The sequence below is a fragment of the Sphingomonas mali NBRC 15500 genome, assembly GCF_001598415.1.
In the GTDB taxonomy this organism is placed as follows: domain Bacteria; phylum Pseudomonadota; class Alphaproteobacteria; order Sphingomonadales; family Sphingomonadaceae; genus Sphingomonas; species Sphingomonas mali.
Map to the genome: position 1 here is coordinate 69,896 of NZ_BCYX01000005.1, position 18,061 is coordinate 87,956.

Annotated in this window: 18 protein-coding genes; 5 read left to right on the forward strand and 13 right to left on the reverse strand. The window is 63.8% G+C overall.

The genetic code is table 11. The features are described from left to right. Position 1: 1 nt before the first annotated feature. From SMA01S_RS06240 to SMA01S_RS06290, 11 genes are all read right to left on the reverse strand, one after another. The gene (locus SMA01S_RS06240; RefSeq protein WP_066819444.1) at positions 2-970 is read right to left on the reverse strand and encodes a type II secretion system F family protein; all 969 of its coding nucleotides are present in this window, start codon (positions 968-970) and stop codon (positions 2-4) included. A 4-nt stretch (positions 971-974) separates the two neighbouring features. Beyond that, positions 975-1,976 (reverse strand): type II secretion system F family protein, encoded by a 1,002-nt coding sequence (locus SMA01S_RS06245; protein ID WP_066819449.1) that lies wholly within the window; start codon positions 1,974-1,976, stop codon positions 975-977. Next, positions 1,976-3,343, reverse strand: a complete 1,368-nt coding sequence (locus SMA01S_RS06250; protein WP_066819451.1) for a TadA family conjugal transfer-associated ATPase — start codon at positions 3,341-3,343, stop codon at positions 1,976-1,978. The genes SMA01S_RS06245 and SMA01S_RS06250 overlap by 1 nt, the downstream gene beginning before the upstream one ends. After that, a complete protein-coding gene (locus tag SMA01S_RS06255) occupies positions 3,343-4,530 on the reverse strand; it encodes a CpaE/TadZ family protein (RefSeq protein ID WP_066819453.1) in 1,188 nt (395 codons plus the stop codon). Before SMA01S_RS06255 ends, SMA01S_RS06250 begins: the two co-directional genes overlap by 1 nt. Before the next feature lie 31 nt (positions 4,531-4,561). Continuing rightward, complete coding sequence (locus SMA01S_RS06260) at positions 4,562-5,176, reverse strand: TadE/TadG family type IV pilus assembly protein (protein WP_066819455.1); 615 nt, start codon at positions 5,174-5,176, stop codon at positions 4,562-4,564. After that, positions 5,173-5,691 (reverse strand): TadE/TadG family type IV pilus assembly protein, encoded by a 519-nt coding sequence (locus tag SMA01S_RS06265; RefSeq protein WP_066819458.1) that lies wholly within the window; start codon positions 5,689-5,691, stop codon positions 5,173-5,175. Before SMA01S_RS06265 ends, SMA01S_RS06260 begins: the two co-directional genes overlap by 4 nt. After that, positions 5,688-7,253: a pilus assembly protein TadG-related protein gene (locus tag SMA01S_RS06270; RefSeq protein ID WP_066819460.1), complete on the reverse strand. Its 1,566-nt coding sequence runs from the start codon at positions 7,251-7,253 to the stop codon at positions 5,688-5,690. The genes SMA01S_RS06265 and SMA01S_RS06270 overlap by 4 nt, the downstream gene beginning before the upstream one ends. A 1-nt stretch (position 7,254) precedes the next feature. Next, positions 7,255-7,578: a hypothetical protein gene (locus SMA01S_RS06275; protein WP_066819624.1), complete on the reverse strand. Its 324-nt coding sequence runs from the start codon at positions 7,576-7,578 to the stop codon at positions 7,255-7,257. Between the two features lie 5 nt (positions 7,579-7,583). Then, a complete protein-coding gene (locus SMA01S_RS06280) occupies positions 7,584-9,083 on the reverse strand; it encodes a type II and III secretion system protein family protein (RefSeq protein WP_245649178.1) in 1,500 nt (499 codons plus the stop codon). Then, complete coding sequence (gene cpaB, locus SMA01S_RS06285) at positions 9,070-9,951, reverse strand: Flp pilus assembly protein CpaB (RefSeq protein WP_245649179.1); 882 nt, start codon at positions 9,949-9,951, stop codon at positions 9,070-9,072. The genes SMA01S_RS06280 and cpaB overlap by 14 nt, the downstream gene beginning before the upstream one ends. A gap of 107 nt (positions 9,952-10,058) precedes the next feature. Further along, on the reverse strand, positions 10,059-10,253 hold the full coding sequence (locus tag SMA01S_RS06290; RefSeq protein ID WP_066819461.1) for a Flp family type IVb pilin: 195 nt from the start codon (positions 10,251-10,253) through the stop codon (positions 10,059-10,061). A 513-nt stretch (positions 10,254-10,766) separates the two neighbouring features. Here SMA01S_RS06290 and SMA01S_RS06295 point away from each other — a divergent pair. Both SMA01S_RS06295 and SMA01S_RS06300 read left to right on the forward strand, forming a co-directional pair. Next, positions 10,767-12,293: a hypothetical protein gene (locus tag SMA01S_RS06295; protein ID WP_066819463.1), complete on the forward strand. Its 1,527-nt coding sequence runs from the start codon at positions 10,767-10,769 to the stop codon at positions 12,291-12,293. Positions 12,294-12,313: 20 nt separating this feature from the next. Continuing rightward, positions 12,314-13,282 (forward strand): phosphatase PAP2 family protein, encoded by a 969-nt coding sequence (locus SMA01S_RS06300; RefSeq protein ID WP_169804204.1) that lies wholly within the window; start codon positions 12,314-12,316, stop codon positions 13,280-13,282. A gap of 48 nt (positions 13,283-13,330) precedes the next feature. Here the strand turns inward: SMA01S_RS06300 and SMA01S_RS06305 are convergent, their stop codons facing one another. Together SMA01S_RS06305 and SMA01S_RS06310 are read right to left on the reverse strand one after the other, a co-directional pair. Further along, positions 13,331-14,437: a putative hexosyltransferase gene (locus SMA01S_RS06305; RefSeq protein ID WP_157093831.1), complete on the reverse strand. Its 1,107-nt coding sequence runs from the start codon at positions 14,435-14,437 to the stop codon at positions 13,331-13,333. Positions 14,438-14,576: 139 nt separating this feature from the next. Further along, positions 14,577-15,368, reverse strand: coding sequence for a DUF2569 family protein (locus SMA01S_RS06310; RefSeq protein WP_066819472.1), 792 nt, complete (start codon positions 15,366-15,368; stop codon positions 14,577-14,579). Between the two features lie 784 nt (positions 15,369-16,152). Here SMA01S_RS06310 and SMA01S_RS06315 point away from each other — a divergent pair. From SMA01S_RS06315 to SMA01S_RS06325, 3 genes are all read left to right on the forward strand, one after another. Next, positions 16,153-16,749, forward strand: a complete 597-nt coding sequence (locus SMA01S_RS06315) for a hypothetical protein (protein WP_157093832.1) — start codon at positions 16,153-16,155, stop codon at positions 16,747-16,749. 127 nt (positions 16,750-16,876) lie between these two features. Beyond that, complete coding sequence (locus SMA01S_RS06320) at positions 16,877-17,458, forward strand: hypothetical protein (RefSeq protein ID WP_157093833.1); 582 nt, start codon at positions 16,877-16,879, stop codon at positions 17,456-17,458. A gap of 27 nt (positions 17,459-17,485) precedes the next feature. Next, on the forward strand, positions 17,486-18,043 hold the full coding sequence (locus tag SMA01S_RS06325; protein ID WP_066819479.1) for a hypothetical protein: 558 nt from the start codon (positions 17,486-17,488) through the stop codon (positions 18,041-18,043). Positions 18,044-18,061: the final 18 nt, after the last annotated feature.

Below are 18,061 nucleotides of genomic sequence, written 5' to 3' on the forward strand. Positions count from 1 at the left end.
GTCATCCTCCCATCATCGGCAGAAGCTGGCGAACGACGCGGATCGCCGCAGGCAGCATCAGCACGCCGATCATCACCGGCAGCATGCAGGCGACGAGCGGAATCGAGATCAGCACCGGCAGGCGGTGCGCCTTTTCCTGCGCCAGCATCTTGCGGCGTTCGCGCATCTCGCCGGCATAGATGCGCAGCGTCTGGCCAATGCTCGATCCCAGCTTGTTCGACTGGATCAGCAATGTCGTGAACGACCGGATCTGGTCGACCGCGGCGCGGTCGCCCATCCGGCGCAGCGCTTCCTCGCGTCCGCGCCCGGCGCGCAGTTCGAGCACCGTGGTCGCCAGCAGATTGGCCACCAGCGGATGCGACCGCGCCATTTCGCGTCCGACGCGATCGAACGCCGCTTCCATGCCGAGCCCGGCCTCGACGCAGACCAGCATCAGGTCGAGCGCGTCGGGAAAGCCGTTGACGATCTGCTCCTGGCGTCGCGAGGCGCGCGCCGACACCCAGAGATTGGGCAAATAGAGCCCGAGCACCGCGAGCGCCGCTCCGAACAGATAGAGTTTGAGCAGCGACGGCGCCTCGCCGCGGAAGACGGTTGCCGCCACCAGGATCAGCGGCAGGCCGAGCGTCAGTGCGAGTCGCGCGAGGGTGAACACGCGCGGCGCCTGGGGCGAGGTATAGCCCGCCGCCGCCAGTTTCGCGGTCAGTGTCGCATTGTTGGTGTCGAGCAGCGACACGCCGCGCTTTTCGATCGCGCCGACGATCCGGCTCCAGGCATCGGCGCGCCCCGTGTCGCGCAAGGTCGCCGCTTGCCCCTCATGATGTCCCGCCGCCGCTGCTTCGGCGAGCCGGCGACGCACGGCGGCGCGCCCGGTGACGACGGTGGAAACGCCGAGCACGATCATCACGACCACCGCGAACAGGCCGGCGAGTATCGCATAGCGCGGGAATTGCTGGATAAGGGCTTCCCACATCGCTCTAGACCTTGATGTTGATGAGACGGCGGATGATGAAGAACCCGATCAGATAGAGCCCGATCAGACAGCCGAACCCGATCGAGAAAGCAGGATCGCCCGCTACCTGAAGGTAGAAAGGCGGGTTGAGCAGGAACAAGGCGACGAACGCCATGACCGGCAAGGCGGTCAGGATCGTCCCGGTCATCCGGCCTTCGGAACTGAGCGCGCGGACCATCAGCACCATGCTGGCGCGCTCGCGGATGACCTGGGACAGGTTTTCGAGGATCTCCGCGAGGTTGCCGCCGGTCTCGTTCTGCACCGACAGCGAGACGACGAACATCCGCAGATCGTCGAGATCGCAGCGATCGGCCATGTTCTGCAGCGCGTCGCGCAATTCCGCGCCATATGCGACTTCGTCGGTGACGATGCCGAACTCGCTGCCGATCGGATCGGTCATTTCCTGCGTCAGCAAATCGAGCGCCGAGGCCACCGGATGCCCGGCACGCAGGCCGCGCACGAAGATGTCGAGCGCGACGGGGAATTGCTCGGCCATCTTCTTGCGGCGGCGTTCGGCACGCTGCGCGATCAGCATCAGCGGCAGCACCAGGCCGGCCGCAACGGCGAAGCAACCGGTCATCAGCACCGTGCCCAGCCCGATCCGGAAACCGAACATCACGGCGCCGAACAACGTCACCATGAACAGGACCGCCACGATCAGCAGCATCAGCATCAGCGTACGCCCGGGCGACATCCCGAACCCGGCCGTGCGCAGGACGCTGTCGAGCTTTCGGCCGGTGCCCGCGAGAAAGCCCGGCAAGCGGATCGCGTCGCCCCAGGCGTCGCGGCGCAGGCGCGCGAGCACTTCGGGCCGGTCGAAGCCGCTGGCGATCAGGCGCAGGCGCCGGTTGATCGCCATCGCGCCGCCGCGATTGGTCCGGTACCAGCGCATACCGCCCTCGATGCCGAGCACGACCGCGGCGAAGACCAGCGCGAGGACCAGCAGCCGGATGACGTCGGCGGACATCAGTCGAGCGCCGCGCTGGGATTGAAGATGTCGGCGGGCAGTTTGATGCCGCGATCCTCCAGCTCCTGCATGAAATGCGGACGGATGCCGCTCGCTTCGAACCGGCCGAGCACGGTGCCATGCTCGTCGCGGCCGGTCATGCGGAAGCGGAAAATCTCCTGCATGGTGACGACTTCGCCTTCCATGCCGATCAGCTCGGACAGGCTCATCAGGCGGCGCTTGCCGTCGGACAGGCGGCCGACCTGGATGACGACGTTGATCGCCGACGCGATCTGCGCGCGCGCCGAGCGCGGCGCGATGTCGATCCCGCTCATCCCGATCATCTGTTCGAGCCGGGACAGGGCGTCGCGCGGCGTGTTGGCATGGACCGTGGTCATCGACCCGTCATGGCCGGTGTTCATCGCCTGCAACATGTCGAACGCCTCGCCGGCGCGGACTTCGCCGACGATGATGCGGTCGGGCCGCATGCGCAGCGCGTTCTTGAGCAGGTCGCGCTGGGTGACTTCGCCATTGCCTTCGATATTGGCCGGACGCGTTTCGAGCCGCGCGATATGCGTCTGTTGCAGCTGGAGTTCGGCCGAATCCTCGATCGTGACGATCCGCTCGGCATTGTCGATATAGGCCGACATCGCGTTGAGCAGGGTGGTCTTGCCCGACCCGGTGCCGCCGGAGATCAGGATGTTGCGCCGCGCCTCGACGATCGCTTCGAGCACCAGCGCGACCGACCGCGGCACGCTGCCGTAGGAAATCAGCCGTTCCATATCGATCGGCACGCGGGCGAACTTGCGGATCGAGAGCAAGGATCCATCGACCGCGAGCGGCGGGATGATCGCGTTGACGCGCGAGCCGTCGGCCAGTCGCGCATCGACATAAGGCGACGCTTCGTCGACCCGGCGCCCGACTGCGGAGACGATCTTCTGGATGATGCGCAACAAATGGCGCTCGTCCTTGAAGCGGATCGACGACGGTTCGAGTTTGCCGTGGCGCTCGACGAATACCGAGTCGAAGCCGTTGACCAGGATGTCGGTGATGCTCTCGTCCTTGAGCAAGGGCTCGAGCGGCCCGAGCCCGAGCAGCTCGTCGAGCACGTCGCTGACCAGCCGCTTGCGCTCGGCGAGGTTGAGCGCGTGCTTCTGCAGCGACAATTGCTCGTGGACGATCTCGCCGATCTCGGCCTGGATCTGCTCGCGCGACATGGTCTCGAGCGCGGACAGGTTGATCAGGTCGAGCAGCCGCTGGTGCAATTCGACCTTGAGCGCGGTGTGGCGATCGGCCTCGGCATGCGCCTGGTCGTCCTTGTCGGGCACGATCTCGGCCTGCCCGGAGGCAGTGCGTTCGCCCGCTCGCCTGATCTGCCAGGCGCTCATCAGCCGCGCTCGAGCAGCATGTCGATCGCGTCGAGCAGCTTGTTGAGGTCACGCGTCACCGCGCTCTTCGACTTGATGTCGCCGATCATCACGCCGCGGTTGAGCGCGGTGTTCATCAACGCGAAATCGCTGGTGACACTGAGCCCGATCTGGCGGCCGATCGTGTCCGACGCGTCCTTCAGGTTGATCTGCTGGAACAGCCGTTTCTCGACGCGGTTGACGACGACCTGGACCTTCTCGGACGCGACGCCCAGCTTGAGCAGCAACGCGAGCTGGCGCTGCGCCTGGCGCAGGCTGGCGATCGACAGTTCGACGATCAGGAACACGACGTCCGACTGCGCGACCAGCGACAGCGACCAATTGGTCCAGTCGCTCGGCAGATCGAGGAAGACGGTGCGATATTCCGCGGTCGCCAGGTGGACGATGTCGCAGATCTGGTCGGTGCCGACGGTATCGGTCGGCATCAGCTCGGAGGGGGCGGCGATGATCCGCAAGCCCGACGAATGTTCGGCCGCGACCGACGCCAGCACGGTGGAGTCGAGCCGCTTGCCGGCGTCGAGCAATTCGCTGACGGTCAGGGTCGGGCTGATCCCCAGATGGGTCGCTGCATTGCCGCCCTGCAGATCGAGGTCGAACAGGCACGCCTTGAACCCGCGTTCGGCTTCGCGCTGGGCATAGAGCGCCGCGGCCTGGGTCAGCAACGCGGTCGCGCCGACGCCGCCGACGCTCTTGATGATCGACACGACCTTGCCGGTCGGCGTCTCCTGGGCCAGCCCGCGCTCGATCTCCTCGCGCATCCGTTCCAGCACGGTTTCGAGATCGTTGCGGACCAACGGCAGCGCGATGACGTCCCTGATGCCGGCGCGGAGCAGTGCCTGCATCGTCGGGACCGTCGGGTTGCGGACCGCGGCGATCACCGCGATCGAGGGATTGGCGACGTGCAGCTTGATCAGCCGCGCGAGCGAGGCCGGCCGGTCGGGCCGCACCTCGATCACGATCACGCGCGCGCGCTTGGCGATCTCTTCCGGGACATCGTCATCGGGTTCGATCTTGCTGGTGTCGAGCGACCAGCCGCCGACGACGCTGGGGCCGAATTCGGCGGTCAGCACTTCCTCTTGCGACAGGACCAGCTCGACCGCCGCGCCGGGCCGCCTGATGGTCCAGCTGTTCGGTTCGAACTCGGACAACTCTACCGCTCCCACAACGCTAACTCCCAGTTCATGTGTTCTTGCCGTCTTCCAGCGTCAGCGAGGCAGCATAGGCCGGCAGGCTGACGGTAGTGTTCCCGAAGAAGCGGAAAAGCATCGGCGTGAAGGTGGTCGGCTTGAGCCGGACCGTGACGACCGGGGATACCTGGATCCCGTTGGGATCCCCGGCATAGCCCAAACCCGAATATTCGTAGCTGACCGTGACCTTGTCGGCGGTCAGACTGGGGTAGAATCGCTGCATCTGGGTCACGATGGCGTTGAACGCCGCCGTGTTGATGGGGGTGAGCGTGGGGCAAGTCGCCCCAGTCCTGCAGGTGCAGCTCACCGTGCCGCTGGCCGAATTGCAATCGGCGCCACCGAAGGAGCTCAACGGGATCGGATCACCTTGCGGGATGCCGCCGGCTACCGCGAAATCGTATGTAGCAAGCCCACTCGGCACGACGTCGTTGGTGACCGCGTAGCGCACCCCCATCTGGGTCGCCTTTTCGGCGCGATTGCACGTCCACAGGAACCGCCCGAGATCGACCGTGCCGATCATGAACGACAGCAGCAATGGCGTCAGCAGGCCGAATTCGGCGGCGGTCCCGCCATGCGTCGATCGCAGCATGGCACGCCAGGCGATCATGCGCCCACCACCGCCGCCTGCGCGGTCGCGTTGAGGTTGATCGTCGTCTTGGTGATCCCGAATGCCTTGAACAGCGACGGATAGGGTACTGTCGCGGTCACCGAGACCACGGGCGCGCCCGCGGTCGATGCGGTATAGATACCGCCGCGATACGTAGCGTTGGTGTTGCACGCGACCGACACGACGATCGTCGTGTTGCTGCTCCAGCCGTTGAGGCGAGGCGCACCGGTGCCGTCGATGGTGTTGGTGCGCACCAGATTCTGGGTTGCGACGGCGATAGCGCTGGTGTCGGTCGTTACCGCGACACAATTGACCGGGTAGCGCCGAGACGCGTAGCGCGCGCCGTCGCGCACGCCCTTCAGCACGGCATGTTCCGACAGGAAGTAATTGCCCAGGTCGACCGAACCGAAGCCGAGTATTAGGAACATCGGCGTGACGAGCGCCATTTCGACCGCTGCGGAACCGCGGCGGCACGCCAGCGCCCGTGAGGCGATCGAGAAACGCCGCCGGATCATTCGATCAGATAGGGTACGTCCTTGCGTACCACCTGCCCCGCGGCCCCGCCCGCGCTCCCGTTCGTGGTCGTGCCGATCACCTCGACATAGACCTCTTTCTGATCGGTATAGGTCGCCTTGTTCGAACCGCTGCCGCCCGTACGATTGAAGGCCGGCTCGACCAGGAACACGTCGAGCCACTTCGCGACCGGAATCTGTGTGGTCTTGCCGTTGATCGAGAGTGCGTTGCAATTGAGCACCGCGACCGACATCCGGCGGCGGTCGAGGTTCGAGCCGCCTGGCGTCAGTCCCGCACGGCCGGTCGCGGGAACGCCGAACCCGGTATTCTTGCCCGACAGCGCCTGCGCGACTCCGATACCATGCGCGGACCCGTTCGAGACGATCGACGGATGGGCCAGTTCCCATTGATAGACGTCGTAGCGCGACGCGGTGGAAGAAAGCCCGGTCGCCGCCACCCATGTCGACTGATTGGCATAGCCGTAATTGACGCGGAAATAGGCGTCGCGATCCCAAGTGCCGTTACCGGTGATGCCGCACGCCCCGGACGTGCCGGACGGCACCGCGTGACACAGGTCGCGGGGATAGCCCATCATGTCCGGATCGGCGCTGCCGTTGCTGGGCAAAACACCAACGGTCGTCGGCCGATACGGCTTGGGCGACTCGCTCCATTTGTCGTTGTTACAGGTGGCGCCGTTATTGGAATCGCACACCAGATCCTTGCGCGTGTTGGCCGATGGCGAGCACGTGCCGCCGTCCTGCGACGGGCAGGTCGAATTGCCGTTATCGAAGATATCGAACCGCGTGTTGAACGCCGACAGGACCGACGTACTCATGCCCGGCTTGGTAGTAACGCCGGTTATCGGCGAACAATCGCCCGGCGGTACGTTGTAGCCCAGAGATTCGGCGAGCGCGTTGGCGCCGTTGCCGAAATTGGTGTCGAGCCAGCCGAAATTGCCGGGCGCGGTGGCGTTGCCGGTCACCAGCTTGAGCCCGGTGCCCGTCGCCACGTTGAAATCGGCGAGATAATCGGTGTTGGTGGCGCCTTCGGACGGATTGCAGATCATCACCGGCGGCACCTTGCAGATGCCCGATGCCACCCCGGCGAATGCCTTGGCGTTGATCGATGCCGATGTGAAGGCGGCGACCACCGGGGTCAGCGCATAGCGGGCCTGCTTGGTGTCGACGGTGACCTGGACGAAATAGGCATTGGCATCGCTGGTCGACAGCGTGGTCTTGGCCTTGTCCTGATAGAAGACCACGTTGCCGCTCGCCACCGACACGTTGCGGTTGGCGCCGTCATTGGCGAACAGCGCCAGATTGGTGATCAGGCTTTGCGCGGCGGAGATCGCGCGGCTGCGGGCATTGGTCTTGCCGTCGAGCTGGCCGGCAGCGGCCAGCGCGGCATGGTCGGCGGCGTCCTGAAGCTCGGTATGCAAGCCGACGAGGCGCGAATAATCGAACCCGATGCCGGCCGCGCCGATCAGCGCGAACAGCGATATGGCGACGATGGGCGCGACCGATCCGCTCTCGGATTTCCAGAGCTTTTGGGGTGCGCGGCGCATGTCAGTTGGAACTGGGGGGGGATCCCCCCCCGCCTCCGCCACCACCGCCGCTGCCGGAACTCCCGCCGCTGCCGGTGGTCTGGGCCTGGGGCTGCTTGACCGCGCCCTTGCGATAGCGTTCGGCGGCGCCCGCCGCCTGCGTGCCCGATCCGCCTTCCATCACCGCGGCCTCGGCCGGAACGGGCTTGGGATCGGGATTGATCGTCTGGAGCGCATAATCGGTCTTCACCGAATCGCCCAACGTGGTGTCGATCGGCGTGCACCCGGCCAGCAAGCCGATGCCTCCCAGCAAGGTGATAGCCGTGATCGGATGGATGAAGCGCATATCGGTCACCTTTGCGGCGCGTAGCCATTGGGACCGGAAAAGCCTCCGGCGGGTGGTGTCGGCTTCGGCCCATCTTTGGGCGGTTCGTTCGGGTCGAACGGATTGGTTCCGACCGCCTTGTCGGTCCGCCCGTTCAGGAACAGGTCGAGTTCGCTGGGCGGCTGGACGCGATCGGTCGGCAGGCGGATCTGCCCCGCCGGCACCGGCCGCACCAGGCGCGGCGTGACGATGATCACCAGCTCGGTTTCCTGGCGCTGGAACCCTCTCGAGCTGAACAAGGCGCCGATGATCGGGATCGACCCGAGCACCGGGAATTGCCGCACCGTGCTCTGGAAATCCTTGCGCAACAGTCCGGCGATCGCGAACGACTGGCCGTCGCGCAATTCCAGCGTGGTCCTGGCGCGCCGCGTCTGCAGCCCGGGAATGGTCAGGCCGTTGATCGTGACCGAGGCCGAAGGATCGATCGAGCTGACTTCGGGCGCGACCACCATGTTGATCACGCCGTCGTCGAGCACGGTCGGCGTGAACGCCAGGCTGACCCCGAACGGCTTGTATTCGACCGTGATCGCGTTGCCGCCGTTCTGGCCGGCGCCGCTGCTGCCCTGCGAGATTGGCACCGGGAATTCGCCGCCCGCCAGGAACGACGCGGATTCGCCCGACAGCGCGACCAGGGTCGGCTCGGCCAAAGTCGTCACCAACCCTTTGCGCTCCAGCGCGTCGAGCGCGGTGAAGATGTTGAGGTTGCCGAGCGAGATGCCCTTGGACACGACACCGAACGTGTCGAGGATGCCCGACAGGTTGACCGTCGGCACGCCGTTCTTGTTGGTCAGCAGCGCGGTGCCCGGCGCGGTATTGCCGATCCCGCCCTGGAACGTGTTGGCGCCGTTGCCGTTGGTGAAGGCGGTGTTGAGGCCCAGGCTTTTCGCCACGTTGCGGTTCATTTCGGAGAACCGCACTTCCAGCATGACCTGTTGCGAGGCGCCGACCGCGAGCAGATTGACGACCTTGTCGCCGGCATAAGTCGCGGCGATCTGTTTGGCCCGATCGATGGCCGGGCCGCTCGAGACGGTGCCGGTCAGCACCACCGAGTCACCCGACATGCGGACGCCGATCTGCTCGCTCGGCATCAGCTCGCTGAGCTGGCGGCGCAGCGAGAGGACGTCGGGCCCGACCGCGACGTCGATCACGGAGATCAGATTGTTGTTCTTGTCATAGAGCGTCAGGCTGGTCGTGCCGATCTTCTTGCCCAAAACGTAGAGCGAGCGATTGGTCAGCGGCAGGACGTCGGCGACATCGGCATTGCCGATCAGCGCCTTGGCGAACGGCCGATCGGCGGTCAGCACCTGGCTCTTGTTGACGGCGACGTCGAGCTGGCCGGCGCGCAGATTGACATCCGCGGTCCTGACCGTTTCCTGCGCCTGGGTCATCGCCGGGGCGATGATGGCGGCGGCGCTGGCCGCCAGTGCGAGCACGCGACAGCGCGCCTTCATATCAGCGACCGACATAGCGACCCACCTCATAGCTGCTGTCCTTGGTACCGCGGACGATCATGACCGTGAGGTCGGGGTTCGCGGGCTTGCGAGCAGGGGCGCGTGGCCCCGCGGGTGGAGCGGAAAGAAGTGGTGGCGGCTGAAAGCGCGGCGCGCCGTCCGAATAGCCGCCGACATAGGCGCCATCGCGCAGATCGTCGGTGCTGACGGTTTCGACCGTCGGGCTGGTTTCCGACGCGGGATTGACCAGCGCCAGGCTCAACTGCCCGACCTGCTGCGCCAGCGCGAGCTTCTGCGCATCGACCTGCGCGACTTCAAGCGTCGCGGTCTTGCCGACCGCGGGCTTGTCGGTGCTGTCACTGGCGTCCTGGTCGATCGCGATGACGCGAACCTTTTGCAGCAGGACGTCGGTGATCTGCTGGCTGCTGCCGTTGGCGACCATTGGCGTGCGCGTGACCAGCACGTCGACGACATCGCCTGGTAGCACGAAACCGGCGACGCCGGCGACGTCGCTGACGCGCACGGCGACCGCGCGCTTGGTGGGATCGAGCACCGCGGAGATCGCCGCGCGGCCGCCTTCACCCGAAATCTTGGAGCGCAGGATCGGCTCGTTCGCCGCCATCGGGCGGAGCGCGACGCGCGTGTGGTTCATCGGCAGGAGCTGCGGGATCGAACTGAACGTCCCCTCGGGCAGAGCGCCCGCCGGCCAATCGACCAGCCGCACCTTGTCGGGCGTGATCGGCGTGCCGAAGTCGAGCGGAACGGCCGCCACCGCGACCTTCACCATGCCCTGGGGTGTGGTGACCTGTTGCTGTTCGACCCGGCCAAGATAGGAATTGGCAAGGAAAACCGCCGCGAGCCCGATCAGGATCGCGACGCCCAAAATTATCAGTCCTTGTCCACGCATATCCCGACCCCCCGCCGGTCAATTGTAGCCCAACGAAGATTGGGGACGTGCCGAAGCACGCCCCCTCCCCCCCCCGGGGATAATTAGCACGCAGTAGTTGCGGCAGCCTGCGTTCCTGCGTTGATGCAGTTGGTCGCCTTGTTCATTGCGCCACCGATCGCACCACCGAGCGTCCATGCCGCAACGGCGATGCCTGTTCCGACGATCGCCAGGATCAGCGCATATTCGGCGGCCGAAGCGCCGCTGTCGTCCATCAAAAGATTCTTGATCATGGTCATGTCACTTCCCCAACTTCCCGCCGGATAAAACCGGCCCCAACGATTCCGCGAGCAGTCTGGGATCGGGTGTTCAACTCGTTTGAGAGTTCGTCCGACCAGTCGTCCCTGGAATGCCAGTTGATGAAGGGGTCGAACCGGGTAACGTGTCAATAACCCACTATTTTTATATTTCTTTCAATAGGTTACGCTTAATCTACGTTAACCATTAAGACTTTAATGTAGCATTATCAGACACTTGACCGAAATGACTTGGGGAAGGGGTGCTGCCGGTTAACCATCAAGAATTGCAGAAAAAATGTGCCGTTCGGGACAAAGGGCATAGGTTCTATATCCTTCGTCATACCCAAATCGGGCCGGACTGGGTATATCGATGTGTCGCTTTTATCCAACGGTATGAATCGCCTGTCCGATTAGTCCAAATCGCGCGAATCACTTTTGCAAAAAACGAATCACCTATTAGGTCGGGGAAAGGGCCGAGGGGAAGATTTATATGCGGCAATTAAGTATGCCAAAATGAGTAACGGTAAAGTCAGCGAAGCTGACCTTCCCGATATTGCCTTCCTATTACTGGCGAGCTTCATCGCGTTCGCATTCGTCACTGTCTTATCCTCGGCCTTCGCCGACGGCGATACCGGCTGGCACATCGCGACCGGACAATGGATCGCGACGCACGGCGCGGTTCCGCGATCCGATCCCTTCTCGTTCACTGCGCGCGGCCACCCCTGGGTCGCGCACGAATGGCTGTCCGAGTTGCTGATGTACGGCGCCTGGCGTTATGGCGGCTGGAGTGGGCTGATCCTGTTGTTCGGCACCGCGGCGGCGGCGCTCTACGCCATTATCGCGCTCCATTTGCGGCGCTGGCAGCGACCCGGCGCCGCCGCGCTGATGATGGTCTATCTGTCGATCGGGTTGGCGCAGTCGCTGCTGGCGAGACCCCATCTGCTCGCGCTGCCGATATTGGCGGCATGGCTGATCGCTCTCTTACGCGCGCGCGAGCGCGAGCGCGCGCCCCCGCTCGCGCTCGCGATTCTTATGTTCGTCTGGGCCAATGCTCATGGCAGTTTCGTGTTCGGCCTGGCGCTGGCCGGTGGGCTGGGGCTGGAGGCGCTGGTTGCCGCCGCGCCGGGCGACCGAGTGCGCGTAGTCCGGCAATGGGGGCTGTTCGGCATCGTCTCGCTCGCGGCCGCGGTGGCAACCCCGGCCGGGCTGGATGGCTTGCTCTACCCCTTCTACGTCAACAACCTCTCTTTGCTGTCGCTGATAGCCGAATGGCAGCCCGCGCGGTTCGGCAGCGCGTCCAGCCTCGAAGTGCTGCTGCTCAGCGGGCTGTTCTTCCTGCTGCTGCGCCCCGTCCGTGTTCCAGTGCTGCGCCTGCTGATCCTGCTGGCCGCGCTGCACATCACGCTCGATCATATCCGCAACCAGATGGTGCTTGTGACCTTGGCAACGATCCTTCTGGCCGAGCCGCTTGGGCGTGCCTGGGCAGAGGGCGCCGAGCGACCGCGACCGGCATTGCTGCCGCGGCTCTGGGCGGGGCGGCGCGAGCTTGCGCCGTTGCTGGCGGTCGGATTGCTGCTGTTCGTCGGAACAGCGACCTATCGCCTGATCACGCCGTTCGATCGGCCCGACAGCTCTGGCGTCCCGGTCACCGCGTTACGCAAGCTGCCGCCCGGGTTGCGCGATAAGCCGGTGTTCAACGAATATAGTTTCGGCGGGCTGCTGGCGTTCGAGGGCATCGCGCCGTTCATCGACGGACGGTCGGACATGTATGGCGATGCCTTCACCGCCGACTATTTCGAGATCGCCAAGGGTGACGTTGCGCGCTGGAAAGCGGCGGAAGCGCGCTGGAAATTCGGTTGGACGATCCTGCCGCCCGATAATGCGCTGGTGAAGATCCTCGACCACGAGCCAGGCTGGCGGCGGATCTATGCCGATAAATGGGCAGTGATCCATGTCAACGACCGGCCGTCCCGATCGATCATCGATTGTGCGCCCGTTCCCGCAGGCACAGGATCCCCGTGCGGGAGGAAAGAGAATTGACAGGTTCGCTCATCACGCGGTTGCGGACAGGCATTCCCCGCGATGAAATGGGGCCGTGGTTCCCGCGCGAGACAATCCCGGCTTATACGATCACGTCGATCGGTTCCCTCACCGTGATGCTGACCTTCACGCTGACGTCGTTCACCCTTGCTACCTCGGTCCCGACACAACTCGCGATCGTCGCTATCCTCCTGATCGTCAGTGGCACTCTCGCCCGCCGCTACAGGTTGGGGGAGTTCGATACGTTGCTCGAAGGCATTGGTCTTATCGGGCTGATGTCGCTGCTATGCCAACTCGGGTCGATCTTGTTGAGCGCGTCGCAAATGCCGCTCGCCGACGCTTGGCTGGCACGCGCCGACGCCGCGATGGGCTTCGACTGGTTTGCCATGGTCCGGTTTCTGCGAACGCATGACACCGTTCTGGCTACTGCCGAGTATCTCTATCACGCCCTGACGTGGCAGCCTGGCCTCGTCGTTCTTCTCCTAGTCGCGACTCGGCAGCGCGATCGATGTTGGACCTTTCTGACCGCTTGGGGTGCCGCCCTCGTCGTAACACTCGCTATTTGGCCGTTGACGCCGGCTGTGAGCACCTTTCCCTATTACGGAGTCCCGCGATCGGTCTTGCCGCACATGGTGAGCCGGCTGCCTTGGGCAGTCCCCGATGTGATCGGCCCGATCCGGGCAGGAACATTGCGTTCGATCGACCTCGATACCTTCATCGGTCTCGTCTCGTTCCCCAGCTTCCACGCCGCCGGAGCAACAATATTGGGTTGGGCGATGTTGCGTACCCGCCTGCTCTGGCTGCCGTTCGCGCTGCTTAACATCGGCGTCACGGTGTCTGCGTTGGTCGACGGCGGGCATTATCTGGTCGATCTTATTGCCGGATGCGGTGTGGCATGCCTGTCGATCGGACTTGCCAAAGTAATAATGGCGCGTCTTTGCGGTAGCCGTGCTTATCCTGCGAAGGCGCGGGCCCAGTCACCGTTATAGGCCACCGCATCCGCCAACGGACCGGCGAGCGCGACCGAGGCGCCTCGATTAAAATTCCGAGCTTTCAAGCCATGTTGCCGTAGGCCGAAAGAGTCGCTTGGAGAGTTCAAAGAGGACCCAGACGTTCACGACGCAGCCAATGATCGGAAGCCAGTATATTTCCGCCCAATAAGCGATATATCCCGTACTCGATGCCCCGATGACGGCGGTCGCAACAGCCCCGTTGACCCGTTTTGGAGAGATGAAGGCGAGCGAGAGGGCGAGCAAATCTGCCAGAAGAGTGAACCTCTCGAGCATCTTCGGGAGCAGGAAGGGCAACGCCAGGGCAGATAGCAAGGCGGCTTCTATCATTTGCTCGCGGGATAGTCTGCGGCGACAAAGCGATGCGACATATATCGCCGAAAAAATTACCCCTGCCGCATAGCCAATCATGAATAAGTCGGTCGGCTCTCTCGGTAATATCGCGGCACCGATGGCCCATAATCCGGGCGATGAGCCGATCGTCGTGAAATATTCGGCCTGGCGCAAATAAATCGTCGCAAGATCGGTCGCAGGCCATCCGACCAACCATGCGGGTAGCATGGCGATGCAATAGATCGCGGGAGGGACGATCCAGAGGACGATATTCGCTCGGCGCTGTAGCAGCATTGTCAAAACAAAAGGCGCAATGAACGCTGCCTGCGCCTTGAACGCGAAGGCTATACCGCACCAAATCACCATTGGCAGCATCCGTCCCTCAATGGCCGCCGCGACGCTCAGAAGGCACAGGGCAACCCAAATGCCGTCGCATTGCCCGAGCACAGGGCCATCGATGATCATCGTGGGAAGTAGCAGGCTCATCGCGGCAGCCTCGATGGAATTTCGTTCGATACGAACGAAGCGCCAAACGGCGATGGCGGCGAAGCCACATGATATCGTACTAAGCGCTTTAACGATGACCAACGAATTGTCGGTCAGCAACGTCCCTATGGCGAGCAGGTAGAGATAGGGAGGCGTGTAGTTTCCGAACGGCCCCCCGAAAGCATCCACGGCTCCCGCCGCTCGAATGTGCGCGATCCACGGAAATAAATATGTGTCTAGATCTGAGGGGATGACCGTCGAGCACACGCCGTAGATCACGCAAATCATCAGCGCGATGGACGCGATAACCCTCACGTTAGCGCTCAACCGCACCCCCCATGTATCGAGCCTGCGTCCGTTCAGGAGTTGATGCAAGTCATATCAGCCGCGACGACGTGCCAATGATATTGCCGCCAGGACGCATCGCCACTGGCACCGGCATCAAGGTGCGGCTCTACGCCGGGACCCGCAAGCGATAGGTCAGGTTCACCCGCCGCGACAGCAGCAGATAGGGCAGCCAGATGGCGACGCTGATCAGCACTTTCTTGAGATTGCCCTCGAGCATGTCGGCGAGCGACGCGCCCACCGGTCCCGGTAGGTTGGCGACATTGCCCATCACGCGGGCGATGCAGATCTGCATCAGGATATCGATCGCCCAGACCGCGGTCAGGAAGCGCGGGAAGATCGGGACGTGGCGCAGCGCCAGGACGAAGGCGAGGGCGTAGAGGCACGACAGCAGCACCAGGTCGGCCAGCATCATCGCATAAAGCGTGCGGAACCAGTCGGGCGCCATGCCGCCCAGGGCCGGGATGCCAGTCAGGAACTCGAACGTGCGGACGGGAACGTTGATCAGGATTCCGACCAGCAACGAGGCCATGAACCCGGTCGCGCCATAAAGCGGCATCGAGCGCGCGGCGATCGCGTCGACCCGCCGCCAGCGGCCGAACCGCGCCAGGCGCGTCGTCGGCTGGGCGTGGAGCGTGGCGGCCGGGAAAGCGGACAATCCCAGCATGACGGTGACGATCGGCGCGACGACCAGCAACAGATAGGGGAGCGCATTGCCGAGCTCGTCGCCCGGCGTCAGTATCGGCGTCGCGGCGAAGGCGACCCTGAGGCCGCAGGCAAAGCCGGCGAGCAATACCCAGATCAGCATCAGCCGGGGCAACCCGACCTCCAGCTTGCAGACCAGGGCAAGACTGCGTGCGGTCAACGCGCGGCCCGCCGGGTTTTCGCTCAACGACCTCAATCGGACCCCCTTGGCTGTTAACTAGAGTATCAACCGAAATCGTTGCCGTCTCGTAAAGGTTCCGGGCCGGATTTCTCCGGTGTTCCTTTATGGTGCGGGTTGTTCGGGGTGGGGCGGGGGGTCGACCTTCGTCCAACTCCAAGTCCGGCATGACGGTTAAAGCTGGTCGCATCCGAGCCGCACGTCCGCCGCGACATGACCCGATCGGCATATATCCTTTGTTTCGGTGCCCGCAGCATCGTCCTGAATTGATTCTCTAACTTTTGTTCCGCGACTCACCGCCGATTCGGAGCGTTCCGTCGCCGAGTCGTGCCGAGTCGTGCCGAGTCGGCCATGTCGATTCCATCCAAGCGTTAACAATCTAACTTAACAAAGTAATAATTATACACGAATCAGTAACTATATTCCAAAGCAGCGCTCGACCTTCGCATCGGGAGGGGCGCAAAGGCGAGGTGCCAGCGTCAAGTATGGGCTCGACTAGTTATCGGAAACCAAAGTTATAATATCGAACTATTTTCGACGTTTCGCACAATAGATTTTGCGACTGACTTTGAATCTAAAGTTTTGTCCCAATAATAAACAGCAAATTTCACAGATGTAGTGATTCCATATAACCAAGGATATAGGGGCAATAACCGTAGCTATACCGTCTCTTCTGCAGGTTACCTAAATTGGTTAATGAAGCGTAAAAAATTCTTCTTGCGTTTTTGCCTGCCTCGTCAACAAAAGGGTCATCGTTCATTTGTCCGGGAGGGGGCAGCGAACTGTGACTTGCCGGGGTTCATTGACTACGATCGTGTTGGCGATCGGCATCGCGCTGCTTCCGCAGGGCGCCGCCGCGCAAACGGTCTACGCTGACGGTCAGCCCGGCGTGGTTGGCGGCAATCGCCAGCTGCCGGTGATGGTCACCGCGTCGGTTGGCGGCCATTGCGGCTTCGCCACCGGATCGGCGCCCTCGGGCACCTATACGCAGCCTGATTTCGACGTCGTCGGTCTCAACCACGATTTCTCGTTCGTACTCGATTGCACCGGCCCGTCGCGGGTCGCGGTGGTCTCGGCCAATGGCGGCCTGTTGACCGGCGGCTCGGTGCCGACCGGTTATGCCACGCTGGCACCCTATGACGTGGCGCTCAACGTGGTCGGAACGACCGCAACCGCGACGGGGTCGTGCCCGGTCGCGACGCTGACCGCGACTTCCGGCGCGCCGTGCACGTTCCGCGGCCCGGTCAGCCAGTCGCAAGGCCTGCTGCTCAATTCGACGTCGGTCAATCAGCCCGGCACTTATCTCCGCGTCAGCGCTCCCGCCTATAGCGGTCCGAGCATGCTGGTCAGCGGCTCCTATTCCGACACCCTGACGGTGACGGTGAGTGCGGCGTCATGAGGATGACCGCGCAAACGTCCGCTTTTCCCGCCCTCGGGGGAACCGGTCGATCTTCAACCGAGGGTGGGCGGAACCGTCCGGGGGGGCAGTGCTCGCCAACGGCAGTAATTTTGAAAGGGACAGTACAGTGAACAAGTTCATGCTTATGGCGCTCGGCGCCGGTTCGATGATCGCGTTGGCCGCTCCGGCCGCCGCGCAGAATGTGACGGGCACCGTGAACATCACCGGTTCGGTGGCCGGCAAGTGCCTGGTCGTTCCCGGCTCGGGCTCGACGTTCGGCACGACCGTTGCGCTCGGCGAACTCGCCGATGCCACCGGCAAGCTTCGCACGAACATCGCCACGGACTTCAATGCCGCGGCCGGGCTCACCGCTCGTGTGGTCTGCACCACGGCAGCGCCGACGATCAGCGTCGATGCCGATCCGATCACGGCGGCCACCGCCACGGGCGGCGGCGGCTATGACAACAGCATCGACTTCACCGCCAGCGTCGCCGTGACCACGACCGCCGGTGCGGCTGGACCGTTCACCAACGACAGCGCCGCTGCCGCCGGTGCCGATACGCTGATCGGTGGTCGTCTTGCCAATAACGGCTCGGACAATATCGCCATCAGCGCTTCGAACTTCCGCACCGATACGGCGAGCGACCTGCTGGCCGCCGATCCGACCTACACTGGCAAGATCACCGTCGTGATCAAGCCGGGTGCGTAAATCGATCTTCAATCAAGGAAACCAACGATGAAGACCTCGATCCTTGCCGTGGCAGCGGTGATCGCCGCCACGGCCGCTCTTCCCGCCGCCGCTCAGACGACGTCGGCGACGGGCACCGTCACGATCAACGGCTCGGTCGCCGACCGTTGTCAGTTCACCTTGCCGTCGGACGTGATCAATGCCGGCGAACTGTCGCTGCAAGGATCGGGGGCCACCGCGGGCAAGCTGGATAGCAGCAAGCTCGATGGCCAGACCCGGACGCTGCAGGGCTGGTGCAACGGCACTGCCGCCACGATGAGCGTGGAGGCGCAGCGCCTGGTCAACACGACCTTCACGACCACGCCACCGGCCGGTTTCGACCGCGTCGTCAACTACACCGCGACCGCCGCCGCCAATAGCGCCAACGCCACCGACACCTCGGTGACCGATGGTGCCGGCAGCGCGGTTCCGGTGGGCATGTTCACGGGTGACGTGAAGGTCACGCTGTCCGGCTCGTCGAGCCCGACCAGCGGGCTGCTCGTCGCGGGCGACTATTCGGGTCAGGTCCTGGTGACGCTGACTCCGTCGGTTACCCCGGCGCCCTGATCGGTCCTGACGGAGAAG